Below are 15,527 nucleotides of genomic sequence, written 5' to 3' on the forward strand. Positions count from 1 at the left end.
GTGTTCCTTGTGGAGGCGAAGGGGGTTACTTGGAGACCGGGACGATGCTGTGGGCGAGCGGTGTGCCGACACCCTGTGCGCGGGCGCGGGCCAGCAGCATCTCGGCGGTGACCACGTCCTGCAGGGCCGAGCCGACCGACTTGTAGACCACGATGTCGGCGGCGCTCTGGCGAGCGGCCTTTCCCGAGACGAAGTCGCCGAGCGAGACCAGCCGCGAAGACACATCGATGCCGGCCCGGCTGGCGGCCAGCAGGTCGCCGGTGTCGTGCGCGACCTCATCGACCATGTCGGCGACGATGAGGCTGGCGCGTGCCAGCACCTGTTCGTCCACCTCCCGCTGCTCGGGCAGGGTGGAGCCGACGGACACCACGGTCATGCCGGGCTCCAGCCACTCGCCCCGCAGCACGGGCGATTCGTCGCGGCTGCGCGCGGCGCACAGCACCACGTCGGCGCCGTGCACCGCGTCTTGCGCGCAAGCGACGGGTACCACATCCAGAGACGCCTGGCTGCGCAGGTCGGCGGTAAAGCGCTCGCGGCTGGCGGGCGTGGGACTGAAGACCCTGGCGCCCGCCAGAGCACGGATGGAGGCCAGCGCCAGCAGCAGACCGCGGGCCTCAAAGCCCGAGCCGATGACGGCCACGCGCAGCGGCCGCCGGGGCGCGGCCTGGTCGACGGTGACTGCGGCCGTGGCGGCGGTGCGGATGCCCGTGATCCGGTTGCCGTCGATCAGGGCGCTCAGGCCCATCGTGGTCTGGTCGAAGAGCGAAATGAGGTAACTGGCCCGGCGGTGCGTCGTCGACGCCGAGATCAGCTTGCAGCCCAGGTGCCCGCCCGAGGGCGACACGGCGGTCAGCGCGCGCAGCCACAGGCCGTCGCCGCGGGCCATGGAGCGCGGCGGCACCATGGCCGGGTGCACGCTGGCGGCGTAGGCCTGGCGCAGCGCATGGATGGCCGAGGGCCAGTCGGTCAGGCCGGCCACGTCGGCGTCGGAAAGGAAGAGGGTCGGCGGCACCGCGAGGGCCGCGTCGGGGTGGGTGGTTCCCAAGGCATGTCTCCTGTGAATGGAGACGCATGCTAGGGATGGAGGCTCCTCTGAGCGAGCCTGCGGACGCGAAAGCAGCTATCCGGAATCCGGACGGCTGCAGGCCCGGGCCTTACGGCGTCAGCACAGCCGGCGCCATCTCCTGCACCAACCGCGACACCTCGCGCAGGGCCTGGGTGGAGGGCCGGTGCAGCGTGGTGCCCAGCACCACCGCGCGCGGCAGCACAGGGTCGACGATGAGCAGGGTGGCCAGCCGCTGGCGCTCGTTCGCGCTGAGCCGGCCGGCGGTGATGGCCAGGCCGCCGCCGTGCGCCACGATCTCGTGCTGGAGGTGGATGGAATCGGCTTCCGCGGCGACGGTCAGCGCAGCGCCGTGCTGGCGCGCCAGGGTCTCCAGCCGCGCGCGCAGTGGGTGGGGGTGAGAGGGCAGCACCAGCGGCAGCGCCAGCACGTCCCTGAAAGCGATGGACTGGCGCCCCGCGAGCCCGTGGCCCTGAGGCACGATCAGCAGCAGCGGCAGCGTGGTCAGCACCGGCTCGTCCGCTCGCGCGGTGTTGTCCTCCCGCAGCAGCAGCGCGAGGTCCAGGCGGCCTTCGTTGAGCCACTCCTCCAGCTGCGCGCTGGACCCTTCGGTGATGTGCAGCTGCACCTCGGGAAAGCGCTGGCGGGCCTCGGCAAACAGCGGGCCGGCCAGAAGCGCCACGGTCGAGGGCAACAGGCCGAGGCGGACCTCGCCCATGGGGACGCCCCGGCTGGTGCGGATGTCGTCGGCGAGCTGCTCAGCCTCGCGGATCAGCGCCTTGACGCGGGGGTAGATGCGCTCGCCCAGCTCGGTGAGCACCACGCCGCGCCCGGTCCTGCGGAACAGCCGGCTGCCGGACTCGGTCTCCAGCTGCGCGATGTGCCGGCTGACCACCGACTGCGGCAGGTCCAGCGCCGCCGAGGCGCGCGAGAGGCGGCCCAGTTCCGCGACCTTCGCGAACAGGTGCCACTTGGCGTCCAGGATGGTCTGCAACCGCCCTCCTTCAGTCCAGCGGCAACGCCTGCCGCACCAGGGTCTCCAGGTCCGCGTCCGCCCGGAAACCCGCGGCCTCGGCATGGGGTGTGACCAGCGGTGGGAAGCGCCCGAACAGGGTCTCGATGCGCTCGTCGGGTGCCCAGCGCACCAGGTCGGCGGCGGGCGTGCCGTACACCCGCCCGACCGCGCGCGCCAGATCGTCCATGGCAAAGCGCAGGGTGGGCAGCGTCAGCACGCGATGTCCTCCGCTGGCGGCCACGTCGAAGGTGGCCGCGTGCAGCAGCTGGCGGACCACGCAGGGCAGCGAGGACGCCCAGGTGGTGGCGCCGGGCGCGGTGGGGCAGGTGAAGGCGCGGCCCGCCGCCAGTTCGCGGATGAGGTCGCTGAGGAAGGCCGAGAGCTGGCCGGTGCGCGCGGGCGGGCGGGCCAGCACGCCCGGGATGCGCACCGCCCGGCCATCGATCCAGCCGCGCCGGCTGAAGTCTTCGACCCACAGCTCGCCGACGCGCTTCTGGGTGCCATAGGTCATCTGCGGGTGGGTGGGCGTGTCGTCGTCCACCAGCGCCGGCATGTGGCCGAACACCGCGATGGAGCTGGCGAACACGAACACCGGCGCGGCGTGGCCCGCGGTCACCTGCTGCCGGCCGTGCTCCAGCAGGGTCTGCGTGGCGTCGAGGTTCACGCGGCGGGACAGCGGGTAGTCCTGTTCGGCGGTGCCGCCAGGAATGCTGGCGAGGTGGAACAGCGCATCGATGGGCGGCTCCTTCTCCAGCGCGCCGCGCAGCCAGTCCGCGTCGCCCATGTCGCCTTCGCAGTGCCGCACGCCCGCCGGCGCAGTGCCGTCGAGCGCCAGGTCCAGCAGCGTGAGCCGAGCGACGGTCCGGCCGCCCAGCAGGCTGCCGGGCACCAGGCGCTGCGCCAGCGCCCGCCCCAGAAAACCCGCCGCACCGGTGATCAGCACATGCATGAGAAGACCTCTGTCACACCGACACCACGCGCTGGTCGATGACGCCGAAGGGGCCGGGCCGGCCGTCCTCGAACAGCGCCTGCATGCGCACGCGGTCGCCGAACTTCATGAAGCCGGTGCGGATCTCGCCCTGGTCGATCTTCTCGATCACGCGGCGTTCGGCGATGCAGGCCGAGCCCGCGGCGCGCGCCACGTTGCTCACCGTGCCCGAACCGACGATGCAGCCCGCGGTCAGCCGACGCGTGCGGGCGGCGTGTGCCACCAGCTGGCCGAAGTGGAAGTTCATCTCGCCGCCGTGTGGCTCGCCAAAGCGCTCGCCGTTCCACTGCACCTGCAGCCGCATCTGCACCCGCCCGTCGCGCCAGGCATCGCCCAGCTCGTCGGGCGTGACCGCCACGGGCGCGAAGGCGGTGGAGGGCTTGGCCTGCAGGAAGCCGAAGCCGGTCTTCATCTCGTGCGGACCCAGCGCGCGCAGGCTCCAGTCGTTGATCTGCACCACCAGGCGCACGCAGGCCAGCGCCGCCTCCGGCGACACGCCCATCGGCACCGGCCCGGTGACCACACCGAACTCGCCCTCGAAGTCGATGCCGTCGGCCTCGCTGGGCAGCGGGACGTCGTCGTGCGGGCCCAGGAAGTCGTCGCTCGCGCCCTGGTACATCACCGGCACGCTGTCGAACAGCGGGATGGGCGGCGAGTTGAAGGCCTGCTCCATCAGGCGGCCGTGGTTCAGGAAGGCCGAGCCGTCGAGCCACTGCGGGCTGCGGGGCAAGGGCGCCGTGCAGGCGCCTGGGTCGAAATCAAACGCGCCAGCGGCGGTACCGGCGTTGAGCGATTCGTACAGACCGGTCAGCGGCAGCACCACGGCGTCCCAGCGCTGCAGGGCGTCGAGCAGGCTGCTGGCCACGGGGGCGGCGTGCACCGCGCGGGTCTGGTCACGGGAGACGAGCAGCAGGCGGCCGTCGCGCAGGGAAGCGAATTTCATGGGAGGTCCTTCAATGCCATCAGGCCAGGGACTGGGCGATGGCCGGGTCGTAGACGCCGTCGATCAGCACGAACAGCATGCGGCAGGGTTGGCCCGAGCGGTTGGCCCAGGCGTGGTTGGTGCCGCGCTGCACGACCACGCTGCCGGGCTTGAGCTGCACCTCGCCCTCGTCGAGCACCAGGGTCATCTCGCCTTCGATGACGACGCCGTAGTCCACGCTCTCGGTGCGGTGCATCAGCGGGTGCGGCGAATCGGCCTTGACGGTCGAGGCCTTCTCGTCGCCGATCTGGGCAAAGGCGCCCTTCATCTTCCCGGCGCCCTGCGACAGGAACTCGGCCGTGTCGGGCGGGATGTCGACGAAGCGCATGCGCGTGCCGTTCTTGGGCGGCGGCAGCATCAGCGGGCCGAGCGTCGGGTCGGCGCCGTTGTCCACCGGGGCCGGGGTGGCGGCGGTGCTCCAGACCTCGTGGAACAGCGTGCCCGGGATGGCGGCGATCTCAACCACGGTGGGCAGCGGGCCGTTGCTGGCGACGACGGCCTTGCCGTCGGCGCTGTGACCGGTGACGACGCGGTGGATGGGGGGAAAAGACATGAGGAACTCCTTTGGAATAGGGTCGTGGGCGGACAAATTCGACAGACGCATCACTCCGGCGCGGCGGTCAGCGCCGGAAGCGTCCGGCAGCATCTAGAGAGGCAATCCGGATGAAGGGTAGGGGCTTGCGATGCGCGTCAGACCGAACAACACCCTCTCACGACCGGAATCACCCAGTGCGTCGGGCTGTGCAAGGGTGCCGTAGCGGGCCACGCCCAGCGGGTTGAGGTGCAGCAGCACCCGAAGTGCATGAACACCGTTCATGCCGCCAGCCCGGTTCGGCCGGGGAGAGGCCCAGGCGTTTCTTCCGCCTCGTCGACGATCAGGGCTTCCTGCTCCTGCGCTCCGATCTGAAAACCGGCGATCACGCCCTGCAGCTCAGCGGCCCGCTGTTGCAACGAAGTAGCGGCCGCCGTCAGCTGCTCGGCCAGTGCCGCGTTCTCCTGTGTACTGCCGTCCAACTGCTGTATGGCGCCGTCAACGCGGGCCAGCACCTCGCTCTGCTGGGCCGTTTTGGTGGCGACGCTCTCCACCGTTTGTGCCACGCCGCGGGAGATCTCGACCAGGCGGTCCACGCTGTCATTCACATCAACCACGCTGGCCGCGCCCTGGCCCACACGCTCGGACGCCTCGGCACTCAAACCCCTGATCTGACCTGCGGCCCCCGCCGCGCGCTTGGCCAGTTCGCGAACCTCGTCCGCCACGACAGCGAAGCGGCGGCCATGCTCGCCCGCACGCGCAGCCTCGACCGAGGCATTGAGCGCCAGCAAGTTGGTCTGAAAGGCAATGCCATCGATGACTTCGACAATCTGCGTGATGCGTCGCGCAGCAACCTCGATGGACTGCATCTGCGTCTTCAGACGTGCCACCGCAGCGTGGCCCAGTTGGGCATCGCTTTGCGCGCCACCCGCAAGGGCGGCGGCCTCACGCGCGGCGTCCACTCCCGCAGCCAAGGTCGAGCGCAGACCGCGCGCGGCTGAAGCTGTCTCGGCCAGATGCGCAGCGGCCTGTTCGGTTCGGTCAGACAAATGCTGGCTGCCAGCCCCGATCTCGGCGCTGGCAGCCAGCACTCCATCGGCCGAGCCCGCCATGGCACGCACGGTCATGCGCAGGCGGTCCTGCATCGTCGCCATTGCGCTGGCCAGACGGCCGAACTCGTCGAGGCGCCCGGTGTCGACCGGTGTATCGAGCCGGCCTTCGGCGATGGACTCAGCCACGCCGACGGCCGATGCAATCGGCCGCGTGATGCCACGCACCAGTCCTATGGCCATCAACAGCGCCGCTGCGATGGCCAATGCGCCGACGCCAGCAAGCCCGAGTGTCGCCAGGCGCTGGCGCTGCATGGCCCGTTCAAACTCGGCACGGGTGGCCTGGCTGGCGCTGTCCACCAGTGTGTCGATCAGCCCACGCCACCGGGCCTCGGACGTTTCAGCCGGCAGCATCAGCGCCAGCGCCCCCTCCCCCCCTGCGCCACCCTGCATACTGTTCATCGCAGACCGGTATACCGGTGTGATCGATTCGCGCAGCTGACGCACTTCCGCCAGCGCGTCACTCATACCTGCCGCCTCATCGGCGTCGACCAAAGCGGCAGCAAGCGCGGACTCGGCGGCAAGATACTGGTCCTCAGCCTCTTTCAACTCAGCCACAAGAATTCTCAGGTCTTCGGCATCGCTGAGCACCAGCATGGCCCGCAGCCGCTCCATCCATTTCAACTGCGCGGAATGCAGCCGATGTGCGAGATCGCTGCGCTGGCCGTGGCCTTGCACGATGGTGTTCAGCTGATCGCCCATTTCTCGCAGTTGCCACACGCCTCCGCAAGCCAGCACCAGCAGCAGCGCGACCAACGAACCGACACCCAGCCACAAGCGCTGGCGCACACCCATCGGACGTTTGTGCCAAGGCACTTTCGAGCCACCCAGCTTCATGATTCGAAAATGGCGACCGCACGCGTCCAGCCGGCCGACGCACCTCGGATCTTGTGCGGGAAGCAGCTGATGGTGAAGCCCGTGGCCGGGATGGCTTCGAGGTTGTGCAGTTTTTCCAGGTGGCAGTAGCCGATGTCGCGGCCGGCCTTGTGGCCTTCCCAGATCAGGGCCTTGTTGCCGGTCTCGGCGACCTTCTTCGCGGTGTACGAAAACGGTGCGTCCCAGCTCCAGGCGTCGGTGCCGGTCAGGCGCACGCCGCGTTCGAGCAGGTACATCGTGGCCTCGTAGCCCATGCCGCAGCCGGCCCCCAGAAAGTCCGGGTGGCCGTAACGCGAACCGGCGCGGGTGTTGACCACCACGATGTCCAGCGGCTCCAGCGTGTGGCCAATGCGCGCGAGCTCGGCCTCGACATCGGCGGCGGTGGCCACGTAGCCATCAGGGAAGTGGCGGAAGTCCAGCTTCACACCGGGCTGGAAGCACCACTCCAGCGGCACCTGGTCGATGGTGATGCTGGGCCGGCTGCCGCCGTTCTTGGCGTCTTGCGTGGAGTGGAAGTGCCAGGGCGCGTCCAGGTGGGTGCCGTTGTGCGTGGTCAGCGTCACCCATTCGGCGGCCGCGGCCTCACCGTCGGGGTAGTCCTCGGGCTGGGTGCCCGGGATCATCGCCATGAACTCGTGCAGCGTGTCCTGGTGCTTCTGGTAGGTGATCTTGGGCGCCAGGGGCGGCGGGTCGGAGAGCACGTCGTTCTCCAGGTAGATGGAGAGGTCGACGAAGCGGCGCTGCGGTTTCATGCCGGCTCCTGTGCGAGAGAAGAAGGTGCATGCCCCGGCAGGCGGGACATGCACAAGACGGCCAGGCTGCCGATGAGCAGCGCCGCCAGACCCAGACTGCCGTAGCCGGCGGTCTTGACAAGGGTGCCCCCCAGCACCGGGCCGATGGCCGCACCCACCATCAGCATGGCGGGTGTGGCGGCCATGGCGCGGCCACTGGGTTCCAGCCGGGCCATGAGGCCGAAGGCGAAGGTGTGGGTGAAGATCATCACCGCGGCGAACACCGAGGCCGCGGCGGCGTACGCGTAGAAGCCGGGCGCCATCATGATGGTGGCCGCCAGCAGGGCCTGGACCACCGGGCCGGCCAGCAGCACGCGGCGCGCGCTCCAGCGCTTCTCGAAGAAGGCCGCGAGCGCCGCCGGCAGCAGGTTGACAAAACCCAGCACCACCAGCACGCCTGTGATGGCGTTCAGGCTGAAGCCGCGGTCGTTGCCGACGCGCTCCAGGAAGCTGAAGGTCATGGACTGCACCAGGGCCATGGCGCTGATGCCCAGGATGCCGAACCACACGGCACGCGGAATGGCGGCCACCGGCACTCCCTGGCGATCTTCCGCGGCGCGCTCGGGCTCGGGGAAGCCGATGGCGCAGACCAGGGCCGCCAGCAGCATCACCGCACCGAAGATGGCAAACAGCAGGTAGCCGCCTGCCGCGGCGATGGCCTTGGGCGAGGTGCCCAGGAACAGCACTGCGAACACGCCCAGGCCCACGCCCACCATGGCGAACTTCAGGTGCGGGTTGGCGCTGCGGGCGGTGGTGCCGTGCGTGGCGCTCAGCGCCGCACCCGCGGCCAGACCCCCAGCCGCGTGCAGCACCGCCATGGTGGTGTAGTCCAGCGGCTGCGACAGCACGCCGAAGCAGGTGGCGGCGATGGCGTAGCCGCCCGCGGCCACCCAGCGCCCCTTGACGCGCTGGAAGCGCGAGGCCAGGAAGACGCTGGAGAGCACGGCGCCGACCAGGAACAGCGTGACCAGGCCGCCGGCCTGCTGCGGGTCGAGCTGGTAGTGCTGGATCAGCGTGCCAACCCAGACCGGCAGCGCGACGAGGTCGACCATGCCGGCGCAGTGCGCGACGATGAGGGCCACATGGCCGAAGGTGCTGGTGGAGCGTGTGTTCATGGCATCTCCGGGTCAGATGGGTTGGGCCAGGGCCATGAGCGTGTCGCGCATGATGCGACCGTGCTCTTCCTTGTCGCCGCCGGCGACCTCGATCTCGCCCAGGCGGGCCGAGTTCTGCACCACCATGCGGCAGCGCTCCCAGCGCCGGCTTTCGAACGCCGCCAGGGCCTGGTCCACCGCGGTCGCTCGTGCCAGCTCCTCGGCCAGCACCAGCGCGTCCTCGATGCCGATGCAGGCGCCCGAGGCCAGGTGCGGCGTGGTGGCGTGCACCGTGTCGCCAATCAGCACCACGCGCCCGTTGAACCAGGGGCGCGGCATCAGCAGGCCTTCGAGCGGGCGGTAGATGATTCGCGAATCAGGACCGATCTGGTCGCGGATGGCCTGCAGCGCGGGCGCCGTGAAGTCGGCCAGCAGGCCGCGCAGGTGGTCTGCGAAGGTGGCGGGGTCGACATGCTCGTTGTCGGGGCGCGGCTCGGTGACGAACAGGTACATCTCGGTCTTCGAGACCGGGTTCACGCCGGGCTTGATGCGCGGCCCCATCCACATGACACAGGTTTCGATTTCGGGTGGACGCGGCAACACCGCGCGCCAGACGGCCTGGCCGCTGTACTGGGGCTTGGGCGCCTGCGGGAACACCGCCTCGCGCACCTGGGAATACAGGCCGTCGGCGCCGATGACCAGGTCGTAGCGCTGGCGGCTGCCATCGGTGAACGCCACCTCCACACCCTCGGCGTCCTGCTCGATGGCGGTGAAGGTGCAGCCCAGGCGCACATTCGTGCCGCTGGCCCGGGTGGCCTCGGCCAGGATGCGGGCCAGCACCGGTCGCATGATGGCGCCGCCGCCCGGAATGTCGGGCCCCGCGATGCGCGGCGTGGGCAGCTCGGCCACCTTGGGGCCATGGGGCAGGCAGATGTCCACGCCGTCGGCGGCGCTGCCGTGCTCCAGGAAGGCGTCCAGCACGCCCAGGCTGCGAAGGGCGCGCAGGGTGGCGCCGCCCAGGCTGATGCCGGCGCCGTAGCTGCGCCAGCCGGGATCGATCTCGACCAGGTCGACTTTGGCGCCCTGTTTGCGCAGTTCGATGGCGGCCGACATGCCGGAGAAGCCTCCGCCGATGATGAGGATGCGGGATGCGGAGCGGGTCATGTGGGTGTCTCCAAGGTGTTGTTGGTAGCGAGGTGGACCTCGCCGTTGTTGTGGATCTGCAAAGTGACGGGCGTGAGCGATTCGCCCAGGCACGGCCCGAGCGTGCACAGGCCGGTGGCGATGTCGAACTGTGCGCCATGGGCCGCACAGACGATGTGCCGGCCCGTGCCGTCGAGGTAGGCGTCCTTGCGCCAGGCCATGGGCGTGTCGTGGTGCGGGCAGGCGTCGCGGTAGGCGAACAGCCTCTCCCCCTGGCGCACCACGAGCACCGTGTCCTGCCCCACCTGGTGCGGGTCAAAGCCCCGGGACGCGCCGTCGGGCAGCTGGTCGATGTGGCACAGCCTCATGGTCGGTGGCCTTGGGTGCTTCAGTGTGCGGCGGCGCCGGGCGGCGGGCCGGAGGGCGCCCACTTCTCGCGGTTCTGGAACAGGAACAGCTGCGAGGCGTCGGCGCTGATCGGCACCTCGCGGGGCGACCAGTGCTCGTCGTGCTGGTCCATGTCGGCGTCGTACTCGACGTGGCAGCCCAGCGGCGAGTTGAAGTACCAGAACCAGTTGCTGCCGAACTTGTGGCGCCCCGGGCCCCAGAAGCTCTGGTAGCCCTTCTCCACAAAGCGCGTGCCCGCCAGCATCAGCTCGGTGGGGCCGCCCATGTGGAAGGTGAAGTGCTCGCAGCCTTTCATGAAGGGCGGCGTCTCGATCATGAAGAGGCTGTGGTGCTCCTGCGTGCCTCCGGGCCGCAGGAAGGGGCCGACGCCGGTGAAGCGGTCGGTGCAGACAAAACCCAGCCGCCGGTAGAAGGCCTCGGCCTTTTCGGTGTCGGGCACGAAGTACACGACGTGCGAGAGCGAGCGCGGCAGGGCCGGCGCGTTCTGGTCCACGGCGACCGTGTTCGCCGGCCGCTGGACCGGCGCGCCCGGCGCGTTCACGGCTTCGGCGGGCAGGTCCAGCGGGCGGCGCACGCTGACCTGGAAGGCCAGCGCAAAACCCAGGTCGTCCTGCGCGCGCACCACGCCGCCATCGTGCGTCACCGTGCGGTCCTTGGACAGCTCCGCGGCAATCGCTTCCAGCGTGGCGGCGTCGGCCACGCCGTAGACGGTTTCGCGCAGCATGCTGGCGGTGCCCAGGCCGGGCGGCAGCGTGGCGTCGTCCTTCGCGCGCAGCACGACGGCGGTGCCGTCGAGCGCTTCGAAGCGGTCGCCGCCCACGTCACGCAGGCCGTAGTCGATCAGGTACTGGCGGCAGGCGGCGAGGTCGTCCACGCCAAAGACCAGGGCGTCGAGTCCGATGATGTTCATATGTGTCCCTTGTGTGTGATGGTTCAGGCGGCCGTGCGGCCACCCAGGGTTTCGGCGATCCAGTCGGCGATGTAGTGGCCGGCGTTGATGCTGTTGTCAAAACTGGCGTGCTGCACACCGCCTTCGCGGTCGGTGAAGATCTTGAGTTCGCGCTTGGGGCTGTTGACCAGCTGCTCGTAGGTGCGGTGCGCCCACTTGAGCGGGATCTGCGAATCCTTTTCGCCGTGCGTCACCAGGAACGGCACCTTGATCTTCTCGACCACGCCGTCCAGATGCACGTTTTCGGCGATGCGCATGAAGTCGTCGATGTCCTTGGCGCCCCAGACCCAGCACACGTGGGCCCAGTAGTGCGGCACCGGGAAGTCGCCTTCCTTTTCCAGCCGGCGCTTCTGCACGTCGCGCCAGTCGTGGTTGGCGCCCCAGGCCACCCCGCAGGCAAAGCGCGGCTCCATGGCCACGCTGCGCGGACAGTAGTAGCCGCCCAGCGACACGCCTTCGCAGCCGATGCGCTTGGGGTCCACCTCGGGGTGCTGCTCCAGCCAGTCGACCACGCGGCTGGCCCAGTGTTCGGTGTCGTAGCGCGCGGTCAGGCCCTGCAGGCGCAGCGCCTCGCCGGTGCCGGGCTGGTCGAGCACCAGCGAGGACACGCCGCGCTTCGCGAGCCAGGCCGGCAGGCCCACGAGCATCTTCATCTCCTTGATCGAGTCCAGGCCATTGAGCTGCACGCACAGCGGTGCGCGCTCGCCGGGCTTGAGGCCATCGGCGGGGTAGTACAGGCCTGCGAGGTGCTTGCCCTCGTAGGGAATCTCCACGCGCTGCACGCGGTCGCCCACGAGGCGCGAGCCCTGGAGGAACAGCGCCAGCGAGCGCTGGTAGATCGCCAGGCGGCCCGGCGCGTCGTGCGCCTGCAGGCGCTCGGCGGTGATCAGGTAGCCCGACGCGCGGCGGTACTTTTCGCCGGCCGACAGCAGGCGGCCTTTGGCCTCGTCTTCGGCCGCCAGTTCGCACAGCCGGTCGGCCATGCTCACCCAGGTCTCGCGGAAGGCGACAGTGCCGGCGGCGTCGGGCGCCTTGGCGGCCTCCAGCAAAGGGGCGCACATCTGCTCGATCTCGCCCATGCGCGCGCCCATCTCGATGGCGAGATTGACCGAGAGGTTCCAGACGTAGTTGGTGGGGAAGTATTTGTACATGGGATCAGTGGGCTGGGAGGGGGTTGGAAAGGGGAGCGGACGCGGCGGCGCGCAGCGGCGCAGGCCGCAGCAGGAAGTGCGCGAGCGCGGGCAGCAGCACGAGGGCGCCGAGCATGTTCCAGAGGAACATGAAGGCCAGCAGCAGGCCCATGTCGGCCTGGAACTTGATGGGCGATGCGACCCAGGTGATGACGCCCACGGCCAGCGTGACGCCGGTCAGCATCACCACCTTGCCGGTGAACAGCAGGGCGCGGTAATAGGCCTCGGACAGGCTCTTGCCTTCGCGCAGCTGGGCCAGGGTGATGGACAGGATGTAGAGCGCGTAGTCGACGCCGATGCCCACGCCCAGCGCGATCACCGGCAGCGTGGCCACCTTCACGCCCATGCCCAGCGCCACCATCAGCGCCTCGGCCAGGAACGAGGTCACCACCAGCGGCAGCACCGCCACCACCACCGCGCGCCAGGAGCGGAAGGTGATGAAGCACAGCAGCACCACGGCGCCGTAGACCATGAGCAGCATGGTGCGCCAGGCGTCCTTGACGACGATGTTGGTGGCGGCCTCGATGCCGGCCGAACCGGCGGCCAGCAGGAACTGCGTGTCGGCGGTGTTGTTGACCTGGGCAAAGGCCTCGACGTGTTCCACCACGCGGCTGAGCGTGTCGGCCTTGTGGTCGCGCAGGTAGACGTAGACCGTCAGCAGGCCGCAGGCATCGTTGTACAGACCGCGCGGCGCGCTGGCCGTGACGGTGTTGAGCATGTCCTGGTTGGGCAGGAACTCGTACCAGCGCGGGTTGCCTTCGTTCAAGCCCGAGAGCACGCGGCGGTTGAGCAGCGCCAGGGTGTTGGTGCTTTCCACGCCATCGATCTGGCGCAGCTCCCACTCCAGCGCGTCCACCTTGTTGAGCGTGTCGTAGGCCGAGCACTGGCCCTCGGGTGTCTTGACCATCACGGCCAGCACGTCGCTGCCGGCGCCGTAGGCGGCGTTCATGAAGGCGACGTCGCGGTTGTAGCGGCTGTCGGCCCGCAGCTCGGGCGCGCCGGGGTCGAGGTCGCCGATCTTGAGCTGCGTGCTCGCGGCAAAACCGCCCACGCCCATCAGCAAGCCGGCCACCACCGCCACCGTCGCCCAGGGGCGCTGGGTGAAGCGGTCGAGGAAGGCCCACATCGGGTGCTTGGCCGCGCCGGTGGCATCGGCCTGCTCGGCGCGCAGGCTGCGCGTGGCCGCCTGGGCGCTCACGCCGGTGTAGCTCAGCAGGATGGGCAGCAGGATCAGGTTGGTGAAGATCAGCACCGCCACGCCGATGGAGGCCGCAACCGCCAGTTCGCGGATCACCTGGATGTCGATCACCAGCAGCACCGCGAAACCCACCGCGTCGGCCAGCAGGGCCGTGAGCCCGGCCAGGAACAGGCGGCGGAAGGTGAAGCGCGCGGCCACCAGCTTGGGCAGCCCGCGGCCCACGTCCTGCATGATGCCGTTCATCTTCTGTGCGCCGTGGCTCATGCCGATGGCGAACACCAGGAAGGGCACGAGGATGGAGTACGGGTCCAGCGCGTAGCCCAGCAGCGGCAGCAGGCCCAGCTGCCACACCACCGCGATCAGCGAGGCGACCACCACCAGCAGCGTGGAGCGCACGCAGCGCGTGTACCAGAACACCATGGCGGTGGCGATGGCCACGGCGATGGCGAAGAACACCAGCACCGCCTTCACGCCGTCGATCAGGTCGCCCACGATCTTGGCAAAGCCGGTGATGTGCACGCGCACGCCTTCGGCCTCGTACTTCGTGCGCAGCGCGTCGAGCTGGCCCGAGAGCCGCGCGTAGTCGATGGCCTGGCCCTCGGCGTCTTTGGCCAGCAGCGGCACGAAGATCACCGACGACTGCGCGTCGCGCGCCACGGTCTGCCCGATCTCGCCCGAGCGCGCCACGTTGGCGGCCAGCTGCTGCAGCTTGGCCGGCGAGCCGTCGAAGCCGGCGGGGATGACCGGCCCGCCTTCCAGGCCGTCTTCCGTCACGCCGACCCAGCGCGTGGTCGGCGTCCAGAGCGATTTCATGCGCGCACGGTCCACGCCGGGCAGCAGGAACACCTCGTCGGAGAGGCGGCGCAGGGTGTCGAGGTACTTCGCGTCGTAGATGCTGCCTTCGGGGCGGGCCACCGCGATGCGCACTGCGTTGCCCAGACCGCTCAGCTCGTTCTGGTGCGTCAGATAGTTCTGGATGTAGGGGTGGCTGGTGGGGATGGTCTTCTCGAAGCTGGCGTTGAGCTGCAGCCGCGTGGCCTGCCAGCCCAGCAGCAGCGTGACCAGCGCGCACAGCAGCAGCACGACGCCGCGGTGGTTGAACAGCGCGCGCTCGATCAGCGAGCCCGAGCGGGGGTCGAATGCGTGGGCGTTCATTGAAGTGCTCCTGCATCGACAGGCACCACGCCGGCCACGCCCAGCGTGAGCAGCGGTCCGCCCTGCAGCGGCAGCAAGGCCGAGGGCATGGGCACCGGGGGCGCCTTCAGCGGCACCAGCGCGTCGCCCTGCAGGCGCAGCACCGCGCCAGCCTGGCTGGCCAGCAGCAGGCCGCCGCTGGCGTCCACCGCCATGGCGGTGATGGTGGCCGGCACCGGCGAGGCCAGCTGGGTCCACTGGGTGCCGCCATCGGTGGAACGCCACACGTTGCCGCGCAGGCCCGCCAGCACGGTCTGGCCGTCGGCTCGAAGCTCGCCGGCGAACCAGCTGCCCGCGTAGGGTGAATGCATGGGTTGAAAGCTGCGGCCGCCGTCCAGCGAGCGGGCCAGCAGGCCCTGCTCGCCGGCCAGCAGCAAGGTGTCGCCCGCGCGCCGGGCCACGTACCAGTGCAGGGCCTTGGGGTTGGGCAGGCGGTCCATCCAGGGCGTCCAGCGCTCGCCGCCGTCGTCGCTGTAGAAGGCGAGCCCGTAGGCACCCACGGCGAGCAGGCGCTTCGCGTCCCACTGCAGCACGTCCAGGAAGGGCTTGTCGGGTCCGTCGGCCAGCAGGCGCTCGGCGTCCCGCTGCGCTTCGGGGGTGGTGGCCGCCGCCTTGGCGATCTCGGCCAGGCGCCGGCCGTCCAGACGCAGGCGCCAGCTGGCGCCCGCGTCGTCAGAGGTCAGCACCGTGCCGCCGTGGCCCACCGCCACGCCGTGTTGCTCGTCGGCAAAGCGCACCATGGTCAGCGTCACGCTCACCGGGCTGGGCGCCTGGCGCCAGGTGGCGCCGCGGTCGTCGCTCAGGGCCACGATGCCGCGCTCACCCACCGCCACGGTGCGGGCACCGGCTTGGGCCGCCGCCAGCAGCACGGCCCGCTGCGGCGCCTTGACCACCAGGGCCGGGCGCTGCAGCGCGTCGCCCACCGGCGAGCGGGCCAGCGCGGGGCCCGCACCGGTCGCCGCGCACACCGCGGCCAGGAGAAGTGACAGACGCAT

At 70.1% G+C, this 15,527-nt stretch carries 15 protein-coding genes; all 15 read right to left on the bottom strand.

Translation table 11 applies throughout. From position 1 onward, the window contains the following. Positions 1-25: 25 nt before the first annotated feature. Entirely contained in the window at positions 26-1,045 is a 1,020-nt protein-coding gene (locus HFL01S_RS06575) for an ornithine cyclodeaminase family protein (RefSeq protein WP_084383126.1), read from the bottom strand. A 109-nt stretch (positions 1,046-1,154) separates the two neighbouring features. Then, positions 1,155-2,057 (bottom strand): LysR family transcriptional regulator, encoded by a 903-nt coding sequence (locus tag HFL01S_RS06580; protein ID WP_066256362.1) that lies wholly within the window; start codon positions 2,055-2,057, stop codon positions 1,155-1,157. Positions 2,058-2,067: 10 nt separating this feature from the next. Next, positions 2,068-3,027, bottom strand: coding sequence for an NAD-dependent epimerase/dehydratase family protein (locus tag HFL01S_RS06585; RefSeq protein ID WP_066256365.1), 960 nt, complete (start codon positions 3,025-3,027; stop codon positions 2,068-2,070). A 13-nt stretch (positions 3,028-3,040) separates the two neighbouring features. Further along, a complete protein-coding gene (locus HFL01S_RS06590; protein WP_066256368.1) occupies positions 3,041-4,009 on the bottom strand; it encodes a fumarylacetoacetate hydrolase family protein in 969 nt (322 codons plus the stop codon). Between the two features lie 19 nt (positions 4,010-4,028). Then, positions 4,029-4,601, bottom strand: a complete 573-nt coding sequence (locus tag HFL01S_RS06595; protein WP_066256370.1) for a cupin domain-containing protein — start codon at positions 4,599-4,601, stop codon at positions 4,029-4,031. 93 nt (positions 4,602-4,694) lie between these two features. Beyond that, positions 4,695-4,865, bottom strand: a complete 171-nt coding sequence (locus HFL01S_RS25010; RefSeq protein ID WP_157538780.1) for a hypothetical protein — start codon at positions 4,863-4,865, stop codon at positions 4,695-4,697. Next, the gene (locus HFL01S_RS06600) at positions 4,862-6,526 is read right to left on the bottom strand and encodes a methyl-accepting chemotaxis protein (protein WP_084383127.1); all 1,665 of its coding nucleotides are present in this window, start codon (positions 6,524-6,526) and stop codon (positions 4,862-4,864) included. The genes HFL01S_RS25010 and HFL01S_RS06600 overlap by 4 nt, the downstream gene beginning before the upstream one ends. Beyond that, positions 6,523-7,317, bottom strand: a complete 795-nt coding sequence (locus tag HFL01S_RS06605; protein ID WP_066256375.1) for a cyclase family protein — start codon at positions 7,315-7,317, stop codon at positions 6,523-6,525. Before HFL01S_RS06605 ends, HFL01S_RS06600 begins: the two co-directional genes overlap by 4 nt. Beyond that, entirely contained in the window at positions 7,314-8,471 is a 1,158-nt protein-coding gene (locus HFL01S_RS06610; RefSeq protein ID WP_066256379.1) for an MFS transporter, read from the bottom strand. The genes HFL01S_RS06605 and HFL01S_RS06610 overlap by 4 nt, the downstream gene beginning before the upstream one ends. A gap of 12 nt (positions 8,472-8,483) precedes the next feature. Continuing rightward, complete coding sequence (locus HFL01S_RS06615; RefSeq protein ID WP_066256384.1) at positions 8,484-9,614, bottom strand: FAD-dependent oxidoreductase; 1,131 nt, start codon at positions 9,612-9,614, stop codon at positions 8,484-8,486. Continuing rightward, entirely contained in the window at positions 9,611-9,961 is a 351-nt protein-coding gene (locus HFL01S_RS06620; RefSeq protein ID WP_066256387.1) for a Rieske (2Fe-2S) protein, read from the bottom strand. Before HFL01S_RS06620 ends, HFL01S_RS06615 begins: the two co-directional genes overlap by 4 nt. 20 nt (positions 9,962-9,981) lie before the next feature. Next, on the bottom strand, positions 9,982-10,911 hold the full coding sequence (locus HFL01S_RS06625) for a VOC family protein (protein WP_066256391.1): 930 nt from the start codon (positions 10,909-10,911) through the stop codon (positions 9,982-9,984). Positions 10,912-10,934: 23 nt separating this feature from the next. Further along, complete coding sequence (locus HFL01S_RS06630; protein WP_066256395.1) at positions 10,935-12,101, bottom strand: alpha/beta hydrolase family protein; 1,167 nt, start codon at positions 12,099-12,101, stop codon at positions 10,935-10,937. A gap of 4 nt (positions 12,102-12,105) precedes the next feature. After that, positions 12,106-14,493, bottom strand: a complete 2,388-nt coding sequence (locus HFL01S_RS06635) for an efflux RND transporter permease subunit (RefSeq protein WP_066256397.1) — start codon at positions 14,491-14,493, stop codon at positions 12,106-12,108. Further along, positions 14,490-15,527, bottom strand: coding sequence for a WD40/YVTN/BNR-like repeat-containing protein (locus HFL01S_RS06640; RefSeq protein WP_066256399.1), 1,038 nt, complete (start codon positions 15,525-15,527; stop codon positions 14,490-14,492). The genes HFL01S_RS06635 and HFL01S_RS06640 overlap by 4 nt, the downstream gene beginning before the upstream one ends.

Origin of the sequence: Hydrogenophaga flava NBRC 102514, from assembly GCF_001571145.1 — a bacterium.
Lineage (GTDB): Bacteria > Pseudomonadota > Gammaproteobacteria > Burkholderiales > Burkholderiaceae_C > Hydrogenophaga > Hydrogenophaga flava.